Origin of the sequence: Lysinibacillus sp. NPDC093216, from assembly GCF_050280325.1 — a bacterium.
Taxonomy (GTDB): domain Bacteria; phylum Bacillota; class Bacilli; order Bacillales_A; family Planococcaceae; genus Lysinibacillus.
This window is the reverse complement of sequence record NZ_JBNNVB010000039.1, coordinates 14,271-38,532: the sequence shown is the minus strand read 5'-3', so window position 1 is coordinate 38,532 and position 24,262 is coordinate 14,271. Positions and strand designations below refer to the sequence as shown.

General features: G+C 34.2%; 16 protein-coding genes and 1 pseudogene. 10 read left to right on the top strand and 7 right to left on the bottom strand.

Going from position 1 to position 24,262, the window contains the following annotated elements:
• Positions 1 to 862: 862 nt before the first annotated feature.
• The 9 genes and pseudogenes from ACQKOG_RS25275 (at position 863) to ACQKOG_RS25235 (ending at position 11,655) form a co-directional block, all read left to right on the top strand.
• A complete protein-coding gene (locus ACQKOG_RS25275; RefSeq protein ID WP_427448462.1) occupies positions 863 to 1,882 on the top strand; it encodes an ABC transporter ATP-binding protein in 1,020 nt (339 codons plus the stop codon).
• Positions 1,863 to 2,846: an ABC transporter ATP-binding protein gene (locus tag ACQKOG_RS25270; protein ID WP_370075288.1), complete on the top strand. Its 984-nt coding sequence runs from the start codon at positions 1,863 to 1,865 to the stop codon at positions 2,844 to 2,846. Before ACQKOG_RS25275 ends, ACQKOG_RS25270 begins: the two co-directional genes overlap by 20 nt.
• Before the next feature lie 61 nt (positions 2,847 to 2,907).
• Positions 2,908 to 4,632 carry an oligopeptide ABC transporter substrate-binding protein gene (opp4A, locus tag ACQKOG_RS25265; protein ID WP_427448461.1) on the top strand — a complete coding sequence of 575 codons (1,725 nt, stop codon included), beginning with the start codon at positions 2,908 to 2,910 and terminating at the stop codon, positions 4,630 to 4,632.
• A gap of 93 nt (positions 4,633 to 4,725) precedes the next feature.
• Positions 4,726 to 5,691: an oligopeptide ABC transporter permease gene (gene opp4B / locus ACQKOG_RS25260; RefSeq protein WP_370075286.1), complete on the top strand. Its 966-nt coding sequence runs from the start codon at positions 4,726 to 4,728 to the stop codon at positions 5,689 to 5,691.
• 12 nt (positions 5,692 to 5,703) lie between these two features.
• Positions 5,704 to 6,612: an oligopeptide ABC transporter permease gene (gene opp4C, locus ACQKOG_RS25255; RefSeq protein WP_402868198.1), complete on the top strand. Its 909-nt coding sequence runs from the start codon at positions 5,704 to 5,706 to the stop codon at positions 6,610 to 6,612.
• Between the two features lie 117 nt (positions 6,613 to 6,729).
• Positions 6,730 to 6,863 (top strand): annotated as a pseudogene (locus ACQKOG_RS25250) (IS4 family transposase); the annotation flags it as partial.
• Between the two features lie 225 nt (positions 6,864 to 7,088).
• Positions 7,089 to 7,229 (top strand): hypothetical protein, encoded by a 141-nt coding sequence (locus ACQKOG_RS25245; RefSeq protein ID WP_370075284.1) that lies wholly within the window; start codon positions 7,089 to 7,091, stop codon positions 7,227 to 7,229.
• Positions 7,230 to 7,315: 86 nt separating this feature from the next.
• On the top strand, positions 7,316 to 10,363 hold the full coding sequence (locus ACQKOG_RS25240; protein WP_427448460.1) for a lantibiotic dehydratase: 3,048 nt from the start codon (positions 7,316 to 7,318) through the stop codon (positions 10,361 to 10,363).
• A gap of 74 nt (positions 10,364 to 10,437) precedes the next feature.
• Positions 10,438 to 11,655: a lanthionine synthetase C family protein gene (locus tag ACQKOG_RS25235; protein WP_370075282.1), complete on the top strand. Its 1,218-nt coding sequence runs from the start codon at positions 10,438 to 10,440 to the stop codon at positions 11,653 to 11,655.
• A gap of 172 nt (positions 11,656 to 11,827) precedes the next feature.
• On the opposite strand, the gene ACQKOG_RS25230 is transcribed toward ACQKOG_RS25235, so the two are convergent.
• The 7 genes from ACQKOG_RS25230 to ACQKOG_RS25200 all read right to left on the bottom strand — a co-directional run bounded on the left by ACQKOG_RS25230 (position 11,828) and on the right by ACQKOG_RS25200 (position 22,489).
• A complete protein-coding gene (locus tag ACQKOG_RS25230) occupies positions 11,828 to 12,754 on the bottom strand; it encodes an ABC transporter ATP-binding protein (RefSeq protein ID WP_370075281.1) in 927 nt (308 codons plus the stop codon).
• Positions 12,747 to 13,802 (bottom strand): ABC transporter ATP-binding protein, encoded by a 1,056-nt coding sequence (locus ACQKOG_RS25225; RefSeq protein ID WP_370075280.1) that lies wholly within the window; start codon positions 13,800 to 13,802, stop codon positions 12,747 to 12,749. The genes ACQKOG_RS25230 and ACQKOG_RS25225 overlap by 8 nt, the downstream gene beginning before the upstream one ends.
• Positions 13,803 to 13,815: 13 nt before the next feature.
• Complete coding sequence (locus tag ACQKOG_RS25220) at positions 13,816 to 14,736, bottom strand: ABC transporter permease (RefSeq protein ID WP_370075279.1); 921 nt, start codon at positions 14,734 to 14,736, stop codon at positions 13,816 to 13,818.
• On the bottom strand, positions 14,736 to 15,665 hold the full coding sequence (locus ACQKOG_RS25215; protein WP_370075278.1) for an ABC transporter permease: 930 nt from the start codon (positions 15,663 to 15,665) through the stop codon (positions 14,736 to 14,738). The genes ACQKOG_RS25220 and ACQKOG_RS25215 overlap by 1 nt, the downstream gene beginning before the upstream one ends.
• A gap of 122 nt (positions 15,666 to 15,787) precedes the next feature.
• Entirely contained in the window at positions 15,788 to 17,437 is a 1,650-nt protein-coding gene (locus ACQKOG_RS25210; protein ID WP_370075277.1) for a peptide ABC transporter substrate-binding protein, read from the bottom strand.
• A 1,233-nt stretch (positions 17,438 to 18,670) separates the two neighbouring features.
• A complete protein-coding gene (locus tag ACQKOG_RS25205; protein ID WP_370075276.1) occupies positions 18,671 to 20,356 on the bottom strand; it encodes a methyl-accepting chemotaxis protein in 1,686 nt (561 codons plus the stop codon).
• Positions 20,357 to 20,791: 435 nt separating this feature from the next.
• Positions 20,792 to 22,489 (bottom strand): Rqc2 family fibronectin-binding protein, encoded by a 1,698-nt coding sequence (locus ACQKOG_RS25200; protein ID WP_370075275.1) that lies wholly within the window; start codon positions 22,487 to 22,489, stop codon positions 20,792 to 20,794.
• Positions 22,490 to 23,368: 879 nt separating this feature from the next.
• On the opposite strand from ACQKOG_RS25200, the gene ACQKOG_RS25195 reads away from it, so the two are divergent.
• The gene (locus tag ACQKOG_RS25195; RefSeq protein ID WP_370075274.1) at positions 23,369 to 24,244 is read left to right on the top strand and encodes a YicC/YloC family endoribonuclease; all 876 of its coding nucleotides are present in this window, start codon (positions 23,369 to 23,371) and stop codon (positions 24,242 to 24,244) included.
• Positions 24,245 to 24,262: the final 18 nt, after the last annotated feature.

Sequence of the window (24,262 nt, the reverse complement as noted above, 5' to 3'; positions counted from 1 at the left end):
ACTATATCAACAACCGACCAAGAAAATGTCTTGGTTGGAAAACTGCAAACGAGGCTTTTAATGAGCAATTGTTGCACTTAATTTGACAAATCATCTTTACAAAAAAATAAGGAGAAGTCCGTAACAAATAGTTGAATTAAATTATTTGTCTTCCGTAATAATTCTAGCTTTAAGGCGTTGATGTGTTAATAGAAAAAATTATTTATTAATAGTTATTAGGGAAAAGATGTGAAAATGGTGAAATGTAAAAAAACGGGATCAGCGTCATAGGTGAGACCCTGTAGTGCAATCGGACAACCTCAGCAAAGCACCCGGTCGGAATGGAAATCAATCACACGTTACGGTTTCAGCTAAAATTCATCTAAAAACCTAATCCGAATAAATGTAGAATTTATGAGGAAAAGTATAAGGAATAAATGAATATTTGCTATATTGTCATAATAAAAAAGTAATACTTTAAACCGATAAAGTGGGAAGTCAACAAAATACTCATTGAAGAAAAAAACAAATTTATTGAGTGAAATTGGAATAGTTGTATGGATTAATTTGTATATAAGAATATAAGAAATGTAAAAATTCACTTGATTAAATGTATTATTTCTAGCTAAAATGATAATACACTTAATTATCAGAATATTATTTCATTTGGGATTTGCGCGAAAATTGTTTGTGGAGTTGAGATTGATATTCTTTTAAATTGATGATTTTATACTTTGAAATGATTTTGAAATAAATTATTTTTGATGAACTTAATATCTAAATGTAATTTTTATGTAAAAAAGATAGTGCTTAACATGCAGCATCTAACTCAATACATTGGCAACAGTAGTTAAGTAAAAACTCTTAAAAGGTGTGATATAAAATGAGCTTAATGTTAGAAGTGAAAAACCTTAAAGCTGGTTTTGATATAGACGGGGAGCTATATCATGCAGTTGATGATGTTTCATTTTCAGTTAAATCTGGTCAGATCATTGGAGTGGTTGGTGAATCAGGCTGTGGAAAAAGTGTAATGTCTCTTTCTATTATGCAATTACTTCCCAAAGGAGTTGGTAAAATCACTGGAGGTGAAATAAGATTCCACGGGAAAAACATAGAGAACTATTCGAACGACGAGATGAATAAAATTAGAGGAAATGATATTAGTATGATTTTCCAGGAACCTATGACATCCTTAAATCCTGTTTTTACTATAGGCTCACAAATTGAAGAGATTATGCTTAATCATAGTAAAATGTCTAAAGCTGAGGCTAGAAGTAAGGCGATTGATTTATTAAAACAGGTTGGCATTCCAAGAGCTGAAAAAATTGTAAATGAATACCCTCATCAATTGTCAGGTGGTATGAGGCAAAGAGTAATGATTGCTATCGCTATTGCTTGTCAGCCTAGACTTTTAATAGCGGATGAACCAACTACTGCACTTGATGTAACAGTTCAAGCCCAAATACTAGATTTATTGAAAAGTATTCAGGGGGAAAATAACATGTCTATTGTACTGATCACTCACGATTTAGGTGTAGTCGCGGAAATATGTGATGAAGTAATTATTATGTATGCTGGAAAGATCGTAGAACGAACAACTGTTGATAACTTGTTTTACAATCCCAAACACCCATATACGAAACTCTTAATGGAATCTATTCCGAGAATAGATACAGAAGTAAATGAGTTAGCTACTATTAAAGGCATTGTACCTTCTTTAAAAAATATGCCTCAAGTAGGCTGTCGTTTTGTTGATAGATGTCCATCGGCGATGCCTGAATGTAGCAGTGTTACGCCGCAACTTACCTTCGTAGATGACAATCATGAAGTCTCTTGTTTACTTTATGAAGGCTGTAATTCTAGAAAGGGTGTGAGCAAACAATATGAATCAAACTTTAAATAATAAAGAAAATTTATTGGAGCTAATTAATTTAAAAACCTATTACCCGATTAAAGGTGGATTATTCAAACATACGATTGGACATGTTAAAGCAGTTGATAATATTTCTTTTGCCATAAAAAATGGTGAAACATTAGGGTTAGTAGGCGAATCTGGCTGTGGAAAGTCAACAACAGGTCGTACGATTTTAAGATTGTTAGACGCAACGGAAGGAAAAGTTATTTTTAATGGACATGATATTACAAAATTGCAAGGAAAATCATTAAGAGAAATAAGGAAAGATATCCAAATGGTGTTTCAAGATCCTTATGCATCATTAAATCCTATGCAAATGGTAGGTAGTATCATAGCTGAACCAATCATGAATTACTATAAAAAATCACTTAAATCCTTAAAAAATGAAGTTTTAGAGCTTTTACAAAAAGTTGGCTTACCCGAAGATGCATATTACAAATATGCGCATGAATTTTCAGGTGGACAGCGTCAGCGGATTGGTATTGCTAGAGCACTTGCACTTAAACCAAAACTAATTATAGCGGATGAACCAGTTTCAGCATTAGATGTCTCTGTGCAATCTCAGGTTCTTAATCTGCTAAAAGAGTTACAGGATGAGTTTGACTTAACATTTTTATTTATTGCTCATGATTTAAGTGTTGTAAAACATATGAGTGATCGAATCGGTGTTATGTATTTAGGAAACATTGTGGAAATTGCAGATAAAGAACATATTTATGATGAACCACTTCATCCTTATACACAAGCGTTAATCTCTGCAATCCCGGTACCTGATCCAAGGAAAAAGAGTAGCCGTATCGTATTAGAGGGGGATATCCCTAGTCCGGCTAATCCTCCTAAGGGGTGCCCTTTCCATCCACGTTGTCCGAAGGCGATGGTAGAGTGTTCATTATCTAAACCAACCTTAAAGGAGGTGAAGCGGGGGCATAGAGTTGCATGCCACTTATATTAAAAAATAATAAGAAAATAGTGTGTTAATTATTTTCAAAATAAAATTCACGGGGGGATAAACAATGAAAAAATCAGCATTATGGGCTTTCATGCTAATGCTAGTAACAGCTTTGCTTTTAGCAGCGTGTAATAGCGACAACTCGACAACTGACAAGGATAAGGAAAAAGATAAAGGTGATTCCACAAAGACTAGTGAAACAGCAAAAAATAAGGTTGTAACTTTCGGTACCGACCAAGCGCCTGAAGGTGTATTTGACCCAGCATTTAATGGAAGTGTTGTAGATAGTTATATCCAAAATTTCACAATGGATGGTATTTATGATGTAAATGATAACTTAGAATATGTTCCTAATTTAGCAACTTGGGAAATTAGTGAGGATAAATTAACTTATACGTTTACATTTAAGAAAGGTGTAAAATGGCACAATGGTGAGGAGTTAACAGTTGATGATTGGGTATTTGCATTAGAGACACTAGCTGATAAAGATTACGATGGCCCACGATTCAATTATGTTGAAAATATTAAAGGCGCAAAAGCAAAAAAAGAAGGGAAAGCTGACAAAATCGCAGGGATCGAAGTCGTTGATCCATATACTGTGAAAATTAATTTTGAAAAAGTGAAAGTTAATAACCTAGAAAACCTTTGGCAGTATCCTATGCCAAAGAAACATTATGAAGGTATTGCTGTTAAAGATTTAAGCGAGTCGAAACAAGTTCGTGCAAATCCTGTTGGCGTAGGACCGTTTAAAGTGAAAAAGGTTGTAGACGGCGAATATTCTGAATTAGAGCGTTTTGATGATTACTGGAAGGGCAAGCCGCAGCTTGATGGGGTGATTGTAAAAGTAATTGACCCATCATTGGCAGCTGGTGCGTTCCAAAACGGAGAAATTGACATCATGGATATTAGACCACAATCTGTGAAAGAATTGTCAGCATTGAAAAATGTACGTATTGAAGAAACGAATGGTGTAGTTTACTCGTATATCGGTCTTCGTTTTGGTCATCGTGATAAAGCTACTCTTAAAAATGTAGCAGATTTTGATAAGTTTAAATCAAAAGAATTGCGCCAAGCACTATTATACGCAATTAACCGTCCAGCAATGATCGATGCTTTCTTAGAAGGAAAAGCTAAAGTTGCAAATACTGTGGTTCCAAGTGCCTTCTGGACTGCTGCAGAGGAATCTGACTTAAATCAATATGCATACAATCCAGAAAAGGCTAAAGAGCTTCTTAAGTCTGCAGGTTATGTAGATATTGATGGTGATGGCTTTGTAGAAGATCCTAAAGGTAAGCCATTTAAAATTTCATTTGGCCACTATGCTGGTCCTGCTGCCTTTGAGGGTCGTTCACAAGCGATTATTCAAGCTTGGAATGATATTGGAGTGAAAACAGAACAAGCAACTGGTACTTTAATCGAATTTAACTTATATAACGATATGAAAGATAATGATGATGCTGCATTAGAAGCATTCTTCGGTTCTTGGAGTACAGGTGCAGATCCTGACCCAACTGGATTATGGGGGAACGATGCAGAATGGAACTTCGGTAGATACGTAGATGCGAAAAACCAAAAATTATTAGATAAAGCCTTAAGTGAAGAAGCATTTGACAAAGATAAGCGTAAGCAAACTTATGTGGAATGGCAAAAATACTTCAATGAAGAATTACCAGCCCTACCATTATGGGAAGGCTTAGATTTATATGGCATTAATAATCGACTACAAGGTGTTCATATTAACGCTGTTGGTTTCCAAACAGATGTTTATAAATGGTACGTTGAGGAATAAATTATAAACTTATGAAGAATTATTAAGCCTACTAACTAGGTCCACTTCATGAATTGGGCCTAGTTAGTAAATTTCTAGATAAGGAGACGTCACATGCTTCAATACACACTTCGAAGATTTCTTGGCATGATTCCATTGTTACTCCTTATTTCTGTGGTGGTGTTCTTTTTAGCGAAAATGATGCCAGGAGATCCATTTGCTGGTGAAATCAATCCTTCTAATACGAATCCACAATACATCGAAGAAATGAGAGAAAAATTAGGCTATAATGACCCGATTATCGTGCAATATGGTAGATGGGTAGGTAAATTTATACAAGGGGATTTCGGGAAATCTACTGTTTATAAAAAACCGGCTGCAGAGATTATTGCTCAGCGAATACCAAATACAATATTTTTAGCGTTAACATCATTAGTTTTTACGTACTTTTTTGCATTTCTTATGGGAATGTATGCAGGAAGAAAGCCTTATACACTCGGAGATAATTTAATTGCAACTTATAATTATTTAGCTTTAGCCATTCCATCGTTTGTTGCAGGGATTGTTGCTATTTATTTCTTTTCCTTTAAGCTAGGATGGTTTCCTTTTAGTGGTTCCGTAGGTGTAGGCATAGGGGAGGGAACTTGGGAGTACTACATGAGTAGGATGCACCATGTTTTATTACCGGCACTTATTTTAGGATTAATGGGAACGGCGTCCTACACACAATTTTTACGAAATGACATTATTGAAAATAGTAGGAAAGATTTTGTAAGAACAGCGAGAGCAAAGGGAACAAAAGAGTCGAAAATATATAACAAACATATTTTACGAAATTCTATTATTCCAATAATTACGTATCTAGGTTTTGATATTGCAACATTAATTAGTGGTGCGGTAATAACAGAAACTATCTTTACTTATCCAGGTGTAGGCGCACTCTTCTTAGAATCTGTTGGACGTAGAGATTATGCGGTCATGATGTCGATAACAATGTTACTTTCGTTTTTAACGCTTTTTGGAAATTTAGTGGCGGATATATTATATGGTGTGGTAGATCCGCGTATTAGACTAGATTAAGGAGGGGAAATTATGACATTGGTAACTGATCAAGAAGTTTTAACTCCAAAGACACCGAAAAAAAGCCCCTCGCCATGGGTGATAGCGAGACGAAAGTTTGTAAAAAATAAATTAGCTATGATTAGTCTAATTTTTTTACTACTAGTTATCGTTTTATCTTTTTTAGCTCCCTATATTACAACAAAAGACATTGTACGTGTCGACTTTATGAAAATTAGTCTACCTCCATCAAGTGAGCATTGGTTAGGAACAGATACGAATGGACGAGATGTTTTTACTAGAATGCTCTACGCTGGTAGATCATCTTTAACAGTTGGATTAGGCTGTATGATTTTTATTGTAATAATCGGAACAGCTGTTGGCGCTATTTCAGGGTATTTTGGAGGAAAAATAGATCAAATGTTAATGCGATTTACTGACTTCGTATTAATGTTTCCGTTTTTAGTTTTCTGTATTGTTTTAAATACTATACTTTCAGGAAAAATATCCGGTCTATGGACATTAATAATTGTTATTTCACTTTTAATGTGGGGAAGCGTTGCAAGGATAGTTCGAAGTAGGGTTTTAACTGAAAAAGAAAATGAGTATATATTAGCTGCTCAGTCAATTGGTTGTAAACCTTCAAAAATAATCATTAAGCATTTATTGCCTAACGTTGCATCGACGATTATTGTACAAGCAACATTATTGATGGCGATAACAATTGTTGCAGAATCTAGTTTAAGCTTTTTAGGACTAGGTGTACCAGCTGATACCCCGAGCTGGGGCAATATGCTATTTGAGGCTAGAAACTCAGAGGTACTGAAAAATATGCTTTGGATGTGGGTACCACCTGCAACGGCTATTACTCTAGTTATTTTGTCGATCAACTTTATTGGAGAAGGATTAAAAGATGCTTTAAATCCAAAATCAAGAAGGTAATTGGTGCATATTGTTGCCACCTAGCTCAAGAAAATAGGACACCATAAAAAGTAATATTAGTTACTAAACTTTCATAGCAAGAAAATCCTTATAAACCTGTTGTGTTATCAGCTTTTCAGCTTTTTAAAACTCGGCCAAGGACGTTCTTATGACTTGCTCATCAGTTATACGATAATTGTTTTTACGCGCTATATTTTCACCGCATGGCAAATGTGAAAAGAGTGGATTCCAAAACATTTGGCAATCTGTTTAATGAACGTGAAGACATAAGAGACATCGATTCCTGACAGCCAAATGAAAAAATGACTGGCGTCTCTACCTAGTTGTTTCAAGTAATGTCTAGGCATTTCAGGATGCTTTTCATAAGAATCAATTTTCTGTATATTCTAAAAAATAACTTGATAAATCTCTTACTTTTTATTACAATTAAGTTATAGTTTTGTAATATTGTGTTTTCGAAGGAGGTGAATTGGTAAATGAAAAGAGATATTTTTGATTTAGATTTAAAAGTATCAGAAGTAAGCCCACAGATATCGCATCCAGAACAAGAACTACCAAGTTCTAAAGATGCTAACGCTAACCTTTCTTTTAAGCCACCTTGTCCAATAAGACCATAACTATAAATGCGGTGAAAAGTTATTTCTTTTCGCCGCTTTATATTTTTGCTAAATCCGAAATTTTAATAGAATAGGGAGGTTAAATTATGAAAAAAGACTGGAGTATATTGGATTTAAGTGTTGTGAGAACCCCATTATTCCCACTTTCATTTTATATGAGTAAATTATCCTTAGAAACAAATCCAGAAAATATTATAAATTTAGTTCTGAATAATCAAGTTATTAAAGAAGCAATATATTTTGCTAATCCAAATCTCTTAAATGAATTAAAAAAATATAACAATAAAAGTGATAAGAAAAAAAGAAATATTATAACCTCTTTATATAAATACCTTGCAAGAATTTCTACAAAATCAACTCCTTTTGGACTTTTTTCAGGAGTTCAAGAAGTTTCGCAAAAAAATACTTCATATACCTCTTTAAATAATCAAACAGAAAAAAAAAATAATAAATATATAAGAGTAGATTCGATGTGGTTACTAGGTGTAATAGAAAAAATTGAAGTTCAGGAACAATTGTGGGATTTTATAAATGTTAAATTTGTGGATATGTATTTATTTGAGGGAGATAGGATATTTTTCCCGTACAAAACGATGTACGGACAATTTGATAGATATAAAGAACAAGGTGAAAAAAATGGTTTTTCCATTCGGAATAGCGAGCTAATTAATAAAATAAGGTTAATTGCAACTGACTTTATCCCACTTTCTGTTTTGTTATTTGAGCTGAAAAATATTTATACGGATTTTAATGTGACTGAAATTAAATCTTATTTGAAACAATTAATATCCCTTGAAATATTACATACAAATTTGCGTCCAAATTTAACAAATGCAAATAGTCTAGATGATTTACTATTATTTTTTAAAAGAAATAATTTAGCAGATCAGCCAATGTGTCAATTGCTTTATAAAATACAAGAATGTATTTCAGAATATTCCGATTTGGAATTAGGTAAGTTTGAAAGTATTGAGTTATTGAATGAAATAAAAGTGAAAATGGAGGATTTATATAAATGTAAAGATTATTTACATATAGATTTAAAATTTGAAAGTGATTATGAGCTTCCAAGAAACTGTAATGAGGATATAAAGAAAGCAATTGATATACTAAGTCTTTTTTTAATTCATCACAATCATAATCACAATCAAAGTTTAGAAACCTTTAAAAAAGTATTTATAGAAAAGTATGGCTACAATACAGAAATACAATTAGTTGAATTACTATATTCTCTTGAAATTACTGATTATACGACAAAGAATATAACGACAAGAACTTTAGAAGAGGTAGAGGATCATACAATTTATAATTATATGGAAAGCTTAATCACTAATGCTTTATTTCAAGGGCTTGAAGAATTGGAGATAACTGATAACGAAATAATAAAGTTTAAACAGTATCAAAAAATAGACTTCTCCTATGTATATGAGTCATTTGATATGCTATTCTCAATAGTCAAAAATAATAATCATGTTTATTTGACAGTTAATAATGATAATTTTACTGACAATGCAGGACAAGTAATAGGGAGATTTTTTCATTTATTAAGTGATAAATATATAAAGGAAATTGAAATATTAAATGATTTTGAAAAGAATATTTATGGAGATAATTATGAGATAGCTGAAGTTGGTTGTCAAAGTGTTTACGGAAGAGCTTCTAATATAAGTTCAACTATAAATCCTAGGGATCATGAAATACCTATTCTTTCAGGTTTTTCTAAATTAAAAAATAATATAAAAATTGGTTCGATTCTTTCTGGAATTAATGATTATGGAGAATTATATTTAAAAAATTCTGACACAAACAACTTTATTGTTCCTAAAACAACAAATATGTTAAATGGTGTAAATTATTTTCCTGAGGTATATAAATTTTTATTAGACGTAGGAAAAGAGGGGGAGATTCCTTTTCAAACTTTCTTTCCGATTTTTTATAATAAATTTGTATTTACTCCTAGAATCAGATATAAAAATATTGTTTTGTCTAAAAAACAATGGAGAATTGACATGTATATTCTGCAGTTAGAGAAGCAGTTCAAATATGAGGATTGGGAATATGCAATTTCCAAATGGAGAGAAACGTACAAAGTTCCAAGAATAGTGGAAATGAAAAATTTAGATTCGACAATTTATTTTAATTTAGAAAATTCATTGCATTTAAAAATTTTAAGAAAAGAATTTTCTAAATTAAATAAGCTTATTTTTACTGAAGTAGACTATGGAATTGATATTAATTCTATTAAAGAAAATCAATTTAAAGAAGAATTAACAGTATCTATATTGAATAAAAGGAGTATTAAAAAGAAATTTAATACAATGCATAATAATCCAGAAATCAAAAGGAAGATTATTCCTGGTGATGATTGGATTTATTATAAACTTTATATTAAAGAAGATTATCAAGATGAGCTATTAATAAAGTCTGTATTACCATCTATGAATAAATTATTGAAAGAAAATAAGATATATTCTTATTTCTATGTAAGATATATTGATTCTCGTCCTCATATTAGGCTGAGGATAAAAGTAGACTCAACAAATTTTAATTTTGTATTTTCATTTATGTATGATTGGATAAAAAAATATATTGAAGAGAATTTTATAGATAGTTTAAGTATTGATACGTATTATCCAGAATATATGAGATATGGTGGACAACGATTGGAAGAACGATTTCATGAAGTATTTTTTGCAGACAGCCAATATTGTTTAGAGTTATTAAATCTAAACAATAAAATAGGGGAACCTATTGAGAAAATAATTATTTATTCGGTAAAGTATTTATTACAGGATATTGGTTTCGAAAAAGATAAGCAAATTAAACTTATAAATCGATATTTAGACCTACATAGGTTAAATAAAAAAATATTGAAATTAAGTTTCAAAGATAATATTTTAGAAAATTCAGGGATAGATGATTCTAATTTCGAATCTGAAGAAGTTTCAAAATTTAGAGCATGTGTGCTTAAACAATTCTCTAAAGAGTTAGAAATTGCTCAATTAGAAGGATTTGATATGAATGATATTGTCCTATCAGTAATTCATATGAATGTAAATAGATTAATGATTATATATATAGAAAAAGAAAATCAACTAATGTATAGTGTATTAAAATTTCTTGAGAAAAATTAAATAAACTTCAAGTTCTTCTTACATCATATTACATTTTTTGTGATTTTTATAAATTGTATATGGGGGTAAAACCAATGCATACTTCTTCTTTAGAGCTTCAAAAACAATGTTCAATACTTTTTGAAGAACATCTGAAAAACTTTGCTAACAATACTTTGAAAACAAATTTTGAAGATCAAAGTATTCATACTCTTAGTCATGGGATTCCGGGACTTTGTATTTTTTATGCAAGTTTAGATAAGTTGTATCCGAAAAATAATTGGGACTATTATGCACACAGGCATTTAGAAATATTAAATAAAAAGATAGATTTTAATATTATAGATGTATCACTTTACCGTGGAATAAGTGGAATTGGGGCATCAGTTTTATCTTTAGCAAAAGAGGGTAGATACCAACAATACTTAAAATCATTAAATGAAGTTTTAGAAAATCGAATTAGAAAATTACTAAATGAATTCCCTTCAGAATCTGACGTCTCAATATATGATGTTATTTCTGGAATATCAGGTGTAGTTAGATATATGCTATTTTTTAAAGAAAATAATAATATTAATCAGTTAATAAATGAACTAGTTAGTAAGATAATAGTATTTGCAGAATCTGAAATGGATAAACTTTCTGGTGATTTTGCAAATAAAAATGATTCTGTTAACCTGGGAACCGCACATGGTTTATCAGGCATCTTATCAATTTTATCAATAGTCAAACTAGAAAAATTTGAAGTTGAAAAATTGAATCTAACTATAGTTAATCTAGTAGCGTTTTTTGAAAAAAATACATTCAAAACATTAGGTGTACTTACTTTCCCTGAACGCTTACCTTTTATAAATACACCTAGACATAAAAAATATATTAATTCCTCTTGGTGTTACGGTCTAACGGGGATTACTAGATCAATGATTTTAGCATCTAAGGCAATAGATGATATGTTACTTAAAGAAAAATATATTAATAATTACAACATGTTCCTCAACTCTTTAAATTTAGAGAAAGGAAAGGTTTCTACCGTATTTTGCCACGGTGTTTCAGGGATAATTTATGAAACCTTCTTGATATATAAAGAATCTGGAAATATCAAATTTATTGAACACATTTTAAAGTTACTAACTATATTACATGACAATTCAGATTTTAATAATTTCAATTCATTTCCGGATCGCTCGTTAGAAGAAAACTATATTGAATACAAGGAGGGGATTTTAGACGGAACTATAAGTGTATACATAGTAATATTATCTATTTTGTTAAACGAAAGGGAAAATATGGATTGGATTTTTTTGAAAAGTTAATTTTAAAACGAAGGGGAATTGAAACTTAATTCATTTTCTTCTGAACAAATTAGTCTTTCTGATTGGCGTGATAAGTTTAGTTATATCACAAGATTTTCAAATATTTTCAGATACAATAATGAAAATACTAACTCCCATCACAGTGTTTATACTGTAGACGGGAGTTAGTGTTTTATCGATTAGCAACCCAAGTTTTCACAAGATCTGCAGTACCATAAACGTAATGCTGATTGCCAACTTCGTGGTATGCTGCGCTATCGTCAACTTCCGTATGCTTGTACGGAATACGTTGACGGCGTTTTTCTGACATAGGGTCAGGAAGTGGAATTGCTGATAATAATGATTTTGTATACGGATGAACAGGGTGATTATAAATATCATCTGCTTTACCGATTTCCAATATTTTACCACGGTACATAACAGCGATACGGTCACTAATATACTTAACCATTGATAGGTCATGGGCAATGAAAAGATATGTTAAGCCACGTTCTTTTTGCAGTTCTTTTAATAAATTAACAACTTGCGCTTGAATTGAAACGTCAAGTGCAGAAATAGGTTCATCGGCGATAATAAATTTAGGATCTAAGCTTAGCGCACGAGCAATTCCAATACGTTGACGTTGACCGCCCGAGAATTCGTGTGCATAACGGTTTGCGTGCTCTTTATTTAAGCCAACAGCCTCTAACAGTTGATTAACTTTTTCACGACGCTCTTTTTTATCTTTGTAAAGACCGTGAATAGTAAAGCCTTCACTAATGATTTCTCCGGCTGTCATACGCGGATTTAATGAAGCGTATGGATCTTGGAAAATCATTTGCATTTGACGATTGAATTTCTTTAAGTCATTTTTAGATTTTTTCCCATGGACGTTCTCGCCATCGAAAGTAATTTCCCCATCGGTAATGTCGTACAGGCGTATAATAGAACGACCCGTTGTTGATTTACCACAGCCGGATTCTCCTACAAGACCGAGTGTTTCACCTTCGTATACATCGAAGCTAATACCGTCAACAGCTTTAATAGGGTTATTTGCTGAACCGAAATGCTGCTTTAAATTTTTAATTTCTAAAATTTTCTTTGCGCCCGTTTTAGTCATTTGATTGTGCCTCCTTTGCTAAATATCCTTCAATACGTTTAGCAACCGCATCTGGAAGCGGAATTTTTGGTGCATCAGGATGCATCAACCAAGTTTTGGCAAAGTGTGTTTCGCTTACTTGGAACATCGGTGGCTCTTGCTCGTAGTCAATAGCCATTGCAAATTCATTACGAGCGGCAAACGCATCGCCCTTTGGAGGGTTTGTAAGATCTGGTGGTGAACCAGGAATTGTACGTAATAGCTCATCAGTATCATTATCTAAGTCTGGCATTGAACCAAGCAAACCCCACGTATAAGGATGCTTAGGATTATAGAAAACATCATTAACAGTACCATATTCAACGATTTGACCTGCATACATAACTGCAACACGGTCGGCAACGTTTGCCACGACACCTAAATCGTGGGTAATGAAAATGATTGATGTTTTCGAAGTTTTTTGGATTTCTTTCATTAGCTCTAAAATTTGCGCTTGAATAGTAACGTCTAATGCTGTTGTTGGTTCATCGGCAATTAGAAGCTTAGGATCAGCTGCAAGTGCGATGGCAATAACAACACGTTGACGCATACCGCCTGAAAATTCATGCGGGTATTGGTTATAACGTTTTTCAGGGAAGGGGATACCTACCTGCGTTAAAAGTTCGATTGCACGTTTTTTAGCATCAGCTTTTGATACTTTTTTATGTTGTAAAATTACTTCAGTTATTTGACGTCCGACCTTCATAGTCGGGTTTAAGCTTGTCATAGGATCTTGGAAAATCATTGCAATTTCATTTCCGCGTACTTTTGACATTTCTTTATCGCTTAAAGTCACTAAATCACGGCCATTAAATAATATTTGCCCGGACTCATAAATACCAGGTGGCTGTGGAATTAGTTTCATTAATGCGTTACTCGTAACACTCTTACCAGAACCGGATTCACCAACGATTGCGAGTGTTTCACCTTCTTTTAAGTCAAAGTTTACACCACGAACAGCACGAACAAGCCCTGCATAAGTTTTAAAGTTTATTTTTAAATCTTTTACTTCTAGAATTGTTTTACTCATTTTGACCACCTCCTTATTTACGTAGTTTTGGATCTAATGCATCACGTAAGCCGTCACCAACTGCGTTAAACGCAAAGATTGTTAGTGAAATGAACAGTGCAGGGAATATTAAACGCCAAGGAGCATTTGTAATCGCACCATTTCCATCAGAAGCCATTGTTCCCCAAGAGGCTTGTGGAGCAGGAACCCCAAGTCCTAGATAACTAAGGAAAGACTCTGTAAAAATAGCAGATGGCACTGTTAATGTCATTGTTACTAAAATTGCACCAAGTGCATTTGGCACTAAATGTTTTAAAATTAAATGTCCTGTTCTTGCGCCAAGAGTACGAGCTGCTAAAACATACTCTTGATTTTTAATAGATAATACTTCACCACGTACAATACGGGCCATATTGATCCAACCTGTAATCGATAGTGCGATAATCATTGGTATAATACCTTGTTCTAATACTACTAAAAGGACGATTACAACTAATAGGTAAGGAACAGCTGTTAAAACATCGGCAATACGCATCATAATATTGTCAACACGACCGCCTGCTAAACCAGAAATACTTCCCCATAATACGCCAATGATCAAGTCTATGATTGCCGCAGCAAAGCCGATGAATAAAGAAATGCGAGCGCCAGCCCATACGCGAACGAAAATATCTCGACCTAAATCATCTGTACCAAACCAAAATTCTGATGATGGTGGAGCATTAAAAGCACCTAATTGATCACTATAGTGGTATTGTGAAAACATCGGCACTAATATAGCCATTAAAAAAATAATTATTAACGCAATTAAACCAAAAATCGCCATTTTATTATGGGAAAAACGAATAAATACTTCCTTCCAAAAGGAGACAGATTTATCTGCTAATTTTTCAGTGGCTTCGTGATTTCCGCCAACAATTTTAAACTTATCTTTTTCGATTTGTTGCTGTGTCATTACTTTTTCGCTCCTTTCAATCTAATTCGCGGATCGATCACGCTGTATAAAATATCTACGATGAATACCGCAAATAAAAGAATGATTGAGTAGAACACCGTTGTCCCCATAATAACTGTATAATCACGGTTCGTAATACTTTGCACAAAGTGTTTACCTAATCCAGGAACCGCAAAAATTTGCTCTACGATGAAGCTACCTGTAACAACAGCAGCAGTTAATGGACCTAAATAAGTAACAACTGGTAAGAGGGCGTTACGTAAAGTATGGCGGAAGACAATTGTCCATTTGCCTATACCTTTTGCACGAGCCATTTTTACGTAATCACTATTATTTTGTTCAAGCATACTTGATCGTATCAGTTTAGCAATAAAGCCCATATGCGTTAATGCAATAGCAAAGGCTGGCAATATACTATAACTAAAGCCTTTCCATCCACTAATGGGGAATAGCTGAAGTTTATATGCAAGGAAATATTGCATGAGTCCAGCTAATATAAAGGATGGAACGGAAATTCCAAGCACCGCAAAGGTCGTTGCCAAATAATCTGGCCACCTATTATGATAAAGCGCAGCAATTACGCCGATTAATACACCAAATCCAATCGCTAGCAGCATCGCTTCAATTCCTAAAGTTAACGATACAGGGAAGCCTTCTGCAATCATATCATTCGTAGAACGCGCTTTATATTTCATAGATTCACCGAAATTAAAAGTGGCCGCATCGATTAAATAATCTTTGTACTGAATATACCAAGGGTTATTTAATCCATACGTTTCGTTTAACTTTGCCTCTATTTGAGGAGGGAAATTACGTTCAGATGCAAATGGGTTACCAGGAGCAAGACGTAATAGGAAAAACGTAGCCGTTACGATGACGAAAAGCGCGAGAAGTATATACATCAGCCTTTTCAAAATATATTTAATCACATAAAACTCCTCCTTCAATTTGTCAATTATCTGACAAATAAGTGCCTTCGTATTTTAAAAAGAGCTGACTCGCACCGCAGTGGCTACGAGGCAGCTCTTCGCTTAGAGCTTAAAAGAAATTATTATTTCATCTTTACGTATTTAAGGTGAATATCACCAGTTGGATTTGGATTTAAGTTTTCAATGCCTTTTTTAACTACTGATAAGTTAGTGTAGTAGTAAATAGGCGCAACTGGGAATTCTGTCATAATAATTGCTTCTGCTTGTTTTAAATATTCAATACGTTTAGCTTCGTCTACTTCAGCAACTGCTTTTTTCAATAAATCTTTGTATTGAGCATTTTCCCAGCCTGTTTGGTTGTTACCGTTTTTAGCCGTATCGAACTGTTCAAGGAATGTATATGGATCTTTAAAGTCAGCTACCCAGCCCATACGACCAATTTGATAATCACCAGTTTTTAATTTATCAATATAAACTTGCCATTCTGAGTTATCTAACTGAGATGAAATACCAAGTTTTTTGCTCCATTCTTCTTGAATATATTGAGCGATTGCTGCATGCCCTTCAGAAGTGTTAAATGAAATGTTAACTTTAAGATCTTTAGGGTCTTTAATACCAAGTTCTTTCATCCCAGCTTCAAGAGCAGCTTTTGCTCCATCAACATCATTATCTTTCATGTAACCACGGTCATTTTCAAATCCAGGGATTACTATAGGAACCATACCTGTAGCCGGTTTTTGTTCACCTTTAGTTACATTGTCAATTAATGTTTTACGATCGATTGCTAAAGTAAGAGCTTTACGGATATTTGCATTTTTCATAATTTTATCTTTTGTATTGAATTTATACCAATAGATACTTGCTTCGTCCTTGATTGTTAAAGAACCATCTTTTTTGAATTCATCAATTACATTAAGATCTATTGTTTGGAATGGTTTACCGATATAGTCAAGCTTGCCACTTTTAAAGTTAGTAGCAACAGTTGGCTCTTTTTCAATCATAGCAACATTTACAGTATTAACATCTACATTTGATGCATCCCAATAATCTTCATTTTTTGTAAGAACGATAGAATCGCTATGTTTCCAATCGCTTAATTTATAAGGACCATTTGTTACGTAATCTTTACCTGCGTCTGCGTACCATTCTTTATTAGCTTCAGTCACTTTTGGGTTAATTGGTAAATACGTTTTAAATCCTGTTAATTCTAGGAAATAGGGAGTTGGGTTTTCTAAAGTTACGACTAAAGTTTTGTCATCTTCAGCTTTGATACCAACGCCATCAGCAGATCCTTTTCCTTCGTTGTAAGCTTGAGCCCCTTTAATTGGGTAGAAAATAGAAGAATACGCAGAAAGGTTTTCTGGATTTAACGCCCATTTCCAAGCATATTCGAAGTCACCTGCTACAACTGCATCACCATTTGACCATTTTGCATCACGTAAGTGGAAAGTATAAGTCTTTTTATCAGGACTGATTTCCCACTTCTCAGCCATGCCTGGAGTAGGATCACCATTAGCGTCTGAAACAGTTAGACCCTCAAAAATGTTAATTAAGATTGCACTAGATGTAGTATCTTCTGCAAGTCCTGGGTGTAAAGATGGTGGTTCTGAAGCAACTGCTAAGTTAAGCTCTTTAGCTTTTGAACCAGAATCTTTTGTACCGTCTGAAGATGAAGAATTATCAGACTTTTCACCACCGAAGCCACATGCAGCTAGTACTAATGAGAATACTGCAAGGACTGTTAATAATAAAAACTTTTTGTTTTTAATCATGTAAATCCCCCTTATACAATTTTAAGCCTTCTATGAAGCTCTTATTTAATATACCAAAAAAATCATTGTGCACAAAATAAAAAATATTCGAATTTATATAGTATTATCTGACATTTTTGAAGATAGTAATTTTTTTCGATTTATCACATTAAATAGAGAAAGCGCTTTCATGATAAAAAAATGATGTTTATTTATTGTATATATCAAAAATAGAATAAAAATTAAAAAATAACTCACTATATCGAAAATTCGTATTCTTCAGATAATAATATTATTATCTGTAAAATGAATCAAAAGTCATGCGTGTGATATGTAAGATATTTATGTAGATTTGTAGAAAATCGTTGTAAAACTGAGTGATTTATATTCCTGAGTAGGCATTTATTGTAATTTATATTCTCAAAGAATGAATACTTTTATCTATTAATGATATATAAGGAACTTGTTTTGTATTTTTCTTAGATTAACCAGTATAAAAGAGAAGAAAGGAAAATTAGAGCAAAATGTGCCTCACTTAAAGAATAAATATCGGGTATTTTAGTAAAATTTGTTTTTTTGAAATAACTTACACATTACTTGAATATACAATGATGTATAAAAAACAGTGCATTGAATCAATTATATGAATGCAGGATTTGACATGTAATAAATGGAGAAATGCATATGTTTTTTTGTATTGTTTTATGGAGAAATCCAATTGTCTTGCTTAGGAGGAAAGCTCCTACATAAAGTTACTAAACAATGTGTAGGTAGAACTTGATGAGTAGAGAATTACTGCATTTCTTTATATGGTCCATTTTACCATATTTACTAAGTTAAATGGTAGTCTTCCTAAAAATAAACAGAAAAGTACGGTTAACGGTAGTTAAAGGTGAACGTTTCCTTAGGCGAGCGAAGGGTTATTAGCGTATATGTTGTTAGTCTCCTTAACTATGGTAGCTCCATTGCACTCGCGCTTTCGATATCGGGAATGTAGGTAAACATTAATAAAGCAGAGCATTTCGATTATAGAAATACTCTGCTTAAATGTATCAATTATGCCGTGACATCCGCCGGAGGCTTTAACTTCTTTCAGCAGATGTCTTTTGTACCGAAAGCGTAGCGCCAGGCACAGATGTTTGGACACCCGCTGAAAAGTAACTTAAATCCGCATTCATCTCACCACCTATAGAGGTGGGAGACTTCTGTACCTGTCACTTTGCTTTCGCTACAGGAAATAAATGCTGAAAGAAGTTAAAGCTTAAATTGATTAATTTGGGTTTGTAAGTCCGAGGATTTTTCACTTAAATCTGTAGCAACATGATTTACTTGTTGCATTGTTGCTGCTTGTTCCTTACTAGCTTCAGCAATGAGCTGTGTATTGGCTTCACTAGAAGAAGCGCCCTGAGCAATTTCTGCAACAGAGGCTGCTACTTGTTCAGCGCTTGCAGAGATTTCTTCAGTAGTAGATGAAATGTCTTCTATTTGATCTGTCATTGTAGTGATCGCTTTTGCGATTGCTTCGAAAGAGTTGCCAGCATCGTCAATAATTCTCACACCATCTGTGACAGAATGTAGCCCATCTTCGACAGCCTTCTCTACATTTTGTGTATCTTCTTGGATTTCTTGTGTTAACGTAACGATTTGATTGGCTGATTGCTTTGATTCTTCTGCTAGCTTACGAACTTCATCTGCTACAACAGCGAAGCCTTTACCGTGTTCACCTGCACGTGCAGCTTCGATTGCAGCGTTGAGCGCTAATAAATTCGTTTGATCTGTGATGGCTGTAATTACTGTAGTTATATTGCCTATTTCTTCTGATTGCTTACTTAACTTTTGAACGAGCTTGTTAATCGTTTGAGTAGAATCATAAATCACGTTCATTTGTTGTTGAGCTTCATCAACTGTACTATTACCGTTATTCGCCAATTCAGTTGTTGTTACTGCGCTTTGGTGAAGTTGTTGAGTTGCTTCTGCTATACGTTGTACACCTAGTGCTGTTTCATCCATTGCATGTGCACTCTCATTGGAAGCAATTGTAGCAGTAGATGCTGCATTCGCTGTCTCGTTAATGCGTTCAGTAATCTCATCAGCAGAAGCAGAAATTTCTTCGATAGAGGCGGATAGCTCTTCAGCAGAAGCTGATAAATGTTCCGCATTGCCTTGGATATGTGTTAATAAACCTCGTAAGCTACTTTTCATTATGTTAAAGGCTGTAGAAAGCTGACCGATTTCATCTTTAGATTGATGAGAAAGATCTTGATGATATAATTCACCATTAGCAATATTATTGGCAGCCATAACAACGGATTTCAAAGGTCGTGAAATTGTACGCTGTACATAATACATCAGAGATACCCCAAGTATTACACCAATAATGATAGCAATGATTGAGATTGTTTGAGAATTTGATACTGCTTGTTTAGATTCTTTCGTGACAGTATCAAGTTGATTTTTTTGATAACTTACAATTTTCTCTGATACTGCTAACAAATCTGTATTTGCTTTTTGAACATCGCCATTAACTTTTTGTATCGCTTCTTCTAATTTTCCAGCATCATGAAGTGCTAATGCTTCTTCAGCTGCTTTGTTAAAAGCTTCATTATATGTATTTAGATCCTTTGCATAGGTCTCCATTTCGGATGAATCAGATTTTTCATTGATCTCTTTTACATGCGCATCTAGCATTCTAGCATGCTTTGTAAAGTTATCTTTATTAGCTGCTGAGTCTTCAAGGAGTATTGCCCGAATGTAAAGACCTTGCATTGCTCGTTCAGTTTGAATATTATTAGCTAATTCTACTAGCGTTACACGGTTTTCTAGTGCATTTTCTACCTTCTTATCAATGTTTGAGAATTGAATAAACATAATGACTAATGAAATAATTAAGGTCAGAATGATGGTTAAAAAACCAAAGCTTAATTTTTTGCCTACAGACATAAAGATACGTCCTTTCTGGAATGCTATTTACTTTTTATTTAAATTTAGCCATTTAGAAGGGGGGAAGTCAATAACCTCGGAATAAACAGTACGGAATATTCATCAGTTTTTTTAGGGTTATTATAATAAGGAACAATAGATACAAAAATCAATCAAGATAAAGGGGAATTTAATAGTCGTATAGTACAGATTTCGTGGTCATTGTCATAAAAATTGAATACGATACATTTCATCATTGAGGTAAGCTCCCCATGGAGATGACGAGACGTATTGAAGCTCCCCACAAAATACTGAATATGGAGTTTAACGATTAAATCGCTATATAACTTTAGCAACCAAAAAAATTACATAAGAAAAGCGTGAGAAATCAACATTTCTAAAATTGATTTCTCGCGCTTTTTAAGGTTTTATCCAGTTATGTCCTAGCCTCAACCTTTAAGATTGTTTTTTTAACTGTAAAATGACAGTTTCATCAGGGTCGATGTATAAAGTCTTTTGTTCAAAGTAAATAACAAAACCAGGTTTAGAGCCATTTGGTTTTTTTACCTGACGTATTTCTGTGTAATCTACAGGAACAGAGGAAGAGTCTCTTGCTTTTGAAAAATAGGCAGCAAGTGTTGCAGCTTCTCGTAATGTTGTTTCGTCAGGTTCACTTGTATGGATGACAACATGTGAGCCTGGAATATCCTTCGTATGCAACCAAATATCTGTGCGTTTAGCAATTTTAAATGTAAGCATGTCATTTTGTTTGTTATTTTTTCCTACAGAGATCGCTACACCTGTTGAAGAGACATAACGTTCAGGCTCAGGCTTCGCTTGTTTTTTCTTTTTTCGTGCATGGCGTAATTTCAAATAACCTTGTTCTGCTAATTCTTCGCGAATTTCTTCAATATCTCCAGGAGCAGCTTGTTGTACCTGCTGAGCAAGCATTTCGAAATAGGCAATTTCTTCTTTCGTTTTTTCTAACTGTTCTTGAACCATAATAAGGGCATTTTTTGCTTTTGTGTATTTTGTGTAATAGCTTTGAGCATTTTCAACAGGTGTTTTACGTTCACTCACTGGAATGGTGATTTCTTCATCCCCAGTTTCACTATAATAGTTAGTGACAGTTACTTCCTTTACACCTTTTTCAAACGCGTAAACATTCGCCATCAGTAATTCTCCAAATAATTGAAACTGATCTAGCTTAGATGCGCGTTCGTAGTCTTTATTTAACTTTTTAGTTTTTAATATAAGCTTGTCAATTTCATTTTGTAGCCATCGCTCCAAATCACCAGCCTGCTGTTTAACACGATCACGCTCAGCTCGAGCGAAGAATACACGGTCAAGTAGCTCATGGACATTTGGATAAATCGTTACATCTCCTTGTAAATGTGTAAGCGCGATTGGTGAGAAGTACGTTTTATTATTTGCGATTACATACATCGGCTTTGTTCCACCATTATTAAAGGAAGCTATAAAATTTTTAAAGCAATTTACACGATTATCTGTATCTGCTAATCGGAATAATAATTCCTCAGCATGTATAGGAGAGAAACCAATAAATTGCGAAACTACTTCCTTAGCCGTTTTTGGTTCAGAGAAAAACAGTGTAAGCTGTTCGTCGGTTACTGCTAGAGGGTGCCATTTATTCTGTGCGGGCGGTGCGATATAAGGCTGACCAGGTAAAACTGTACGGAAACTATTCACGGAAGGTGACAAATGCTTTAAGCTGTCGACTATTTTTCCCTGTTCCTTATCTATTAATAACAGGTTACTGTGACGGCCCATAATTTCAGCATGTAACTCCCTTACAATAGGGTCGCCTATTTCATTTTTACTTTCAATTTCTACTATTATAATTCGATCAAAATCGTGCTGTTTAATAGAAGAAATAAAACCACCCTCTATATGCTTTCTCAACAGCATACAAAACATAGGGGGTTCTGCTGGATTTTCTATAGATTGCTCGGTAAGGTGAACACGTGCGTAAGAAGGATGAATCGAATAAAGTAATTTATGATTGCTTCCGTTCGCACGGATATGTAGAACAACTTCCTGAGCGTTTGGTTGATGTATTTTAGTGATCCGACCTGTTACTAATTGTTGTAAGTCGGCTGTCATTGAATAAGTAAATAAGCCATCAAATGCCATATGAATTCCTCTTTCCAACGATATAAGCATCCTTGGTACTTTCGTATTTTATATTTTAACAGGTGTATTGATTAACCATTTCTATTGCAAATTACATAAAAGGTGCAGATTTCCGTTACGGGCTACTTGCTTTCCTGCGGGCGAGCGTCGAGCCGCTTCCTCCGCTTCGCTCCGTGCAGGGTCTCGTCTGTCTCGCTTTCCCGCGGGAGTCAAGTAGCCCTTCACTACAATCTGCTAAAAATGGGCACATTTAAGCAAAATATCAACAAAAAATCGCTCGATAGCATAACAAGGTTTTCTTAATCAACACACCTTATAGTTAAATCCATTTATATGCTCATCACCATAGTTTGTGGTTGATTTTCGTTACGGCTGGGCGCTTTGTTGTTGACGCTTCGCTTTCGCGCAGATAAAACATTTGTTGTTGCTGTCGCTACGCTATCGCACAGAGCAAAGCTTCCTGGGGGCGGTGGGCCAGCACGATGCTGGTCACGAAGGCGTTATCACAGGAAGTGATGGTTTTAGCCTTCGTTCCTCTATTGCTGATTCCTAGGAGTCGCCCAGTCTCCACTTCAATCAACTTCTGGACATGGCATAAAATTTACCAAAGGTCAGCTCTTCTTTTGGTGATGAGTTTTTTCTTATGTTTATCATAGCATTTTTTAGGTGAATATTAAAATATAGCTTCATATGTGGTAGAATTAACTTTTGCTCTATCTTCATTCAGCAGGTGTTTATCTACCTACTGAATGAAGATAGAGCCTCCGGACGCGATTACGCCAAGGCGAAATTGATCTAATTTTTTACGGAGAGACACGTCATAAATGACAGAGCTTATGTTATAATAATCCCAGTATGCAAAGAAAGGTGTGACGAACCTTGGTGCGTAGTATGACTGGTTTTGGCAGAGGTGTCACAACAACAACAGACTTTCAATTAACCGTAGAAATGCGCTCGGTCAACCATCGATTTTTAGAAATTAATGCAAAATTCCCGAAAGAATGGCTTGAAGCAGAAATTTTTGCAAAGAAATTAATTTCGCAAGCTTTGTCACGTGGCAAAATTGATGTGATGGTTTATGTTAAGGATTTAGAGAACGTCGAGCAATCTATTGAAATTAATTGGTCATTAATTGAAGCGTATCGTAAGGCAAAAGAGCAATTAGCAAGTAAAGTACCACTAGAAGAAAAATGGACAATGCAAGAGCTACTATCGCTTGAACAAGCGCTTGTACAGGAAAAGCCACAGCTTACACCTGAGGATTTACTCTGTGCTGTTGAAAAGGCTATTTCACAAGCACTTGAACAGCTCATTCAAATGCGTGAGCGTGAAGGGCAAGAATTGCATGATGTTGTTGTACAATATAAAGAACAGTTAGTGGAACAAGTGAACCACATTCGTTCATGTGCCTCTCTTGCTGTAGAAAAATATCGTACACGATTATCGGAAAGAATTTCTCAACTGGCGGATGGAGCGTTGTTAGAAGATCGTCTACTTGCCGAAGTAGCGATATTCGCAGAACGTGTGGACATCACTGAAGAATTGGACCGATTAGATAGTCATTTTAATCAACTGGAAGAAACATTACAAGAAACGATTTCAGTTGGCCGTAAATTAGACTTTTTAATGCAGGAAATACACCGCGAGATCAATACGATTGGTTCAAAAAATCAATCAACAGAGGCGGCCGTTGCAGTAGTTCAGGCGAAAACAATTTTAGAAAAGATGCGCGAGCAAGTTCAAAATATCGAATAGCTTGCTTTGTATCTGTTA

Excerpts from the sequence above, each read along its gene's own strand:
- ACQKOG_RS25270 (WP_370075288.1), top strand. The coding sequence starts at position 1,863 with ATGAATCAAACTTTAAATAATAAAGAAAATTTATTGGAGCTAATTAAT.
- ACQKOG_RS25275 (WP_427448462.1), top strand. The coding sequence starts at position 863 with ATGAGCTTAATGTTAGAAGTGAAAAACCTTAAAGCTGGTTTTGATATA.
- ACQKOG_RS25240 (WP_427448460.1), top strand. The coding sequence starts at position 7,316 with ATGAAAAAAGACTGGAGTATATTGGATTTAAGTGTTGTGAGAACCCCA.
- opp4C (WP_402868198.1), top strand. The coding sequence starts at position 5,704 with ATGACATTGGTAACTGATCAAGAAGTTTTAACTCCAAAGACACCGAAA.
- ACQKOG_RS25210 (WP_370075277.1), bottom strand. The coding sequence starts at position 17,437 with ATGATTAAAAACAAAAAGTTTTTATTATTAACAGTCCTTGCAGTATTC.
- opp4B (WP_370075286.1), top strand. The coding sequence starts at position 4,726 with ATGCTTCAATACACACTTCGAAGATTTCTTGGCATGATTCCATTGTTA.
- opp4A (WP_427448461.1), top strand. The coding sequence starts at position 2,908 with ATGAAAAAATCAGCATTATGGGCTTTCATGCTAATGCTAGTAACAGCT.
- ACQKOG_RS25200 (WP_370075275.1), bottom strand. The coding sequence starts at position 22,489 with ATGGCATTTGATGGCTTATTTACTTATTCAATGACAGCCGACTTACAA.
- ACQKOG_RS25245 (WP_370075284.1), top strand. The coding sequence starts at position 7,089 with ATGAAAAGAGATATTTTTGATTTAGATTTAAAAGTATCAGAAGTAAGC.
- ACQKOG_RS25220 (WP_370075279.1), bottom strand. The coding sequence starts at position 14,736 with ATGACACAGCAACAAATCGAAAAAGATAAGTTTAAAATTGTTGGCGGA.
- ACQKOG_RS25235 (WP_370075282.1), top strand. The coding sequence starts at position 10,438 with ATGCATACTTCTTCTTTAGAGCTTCAAAAACAATGTTCAATACTTTTT.
- ACQKOG_RS25205 (WP_370075276.1), bottom strand. The coding sequence starts at position 20,356 with ATGTCTGTAGGCAAAAAATTAAGCTTTGGTTTTTTAACCATCATTCTG.
- ACQKOG_RS25225 (WP_370075280.1), bottom strand. The coding sequence starts at position 13,802 with ATGAGTAAAACAATTCTAGAAGTAAAAGATTTAAAAATAAACTTTAAA.
- ACQKOG_RS25230 (WP_370075281.1), bottom strand. The coding sequence starts at position 12,754 with ATGACTAAAACGGGCGCAAAGAAAATTTTAGAAATTAAAAATTTAAAG.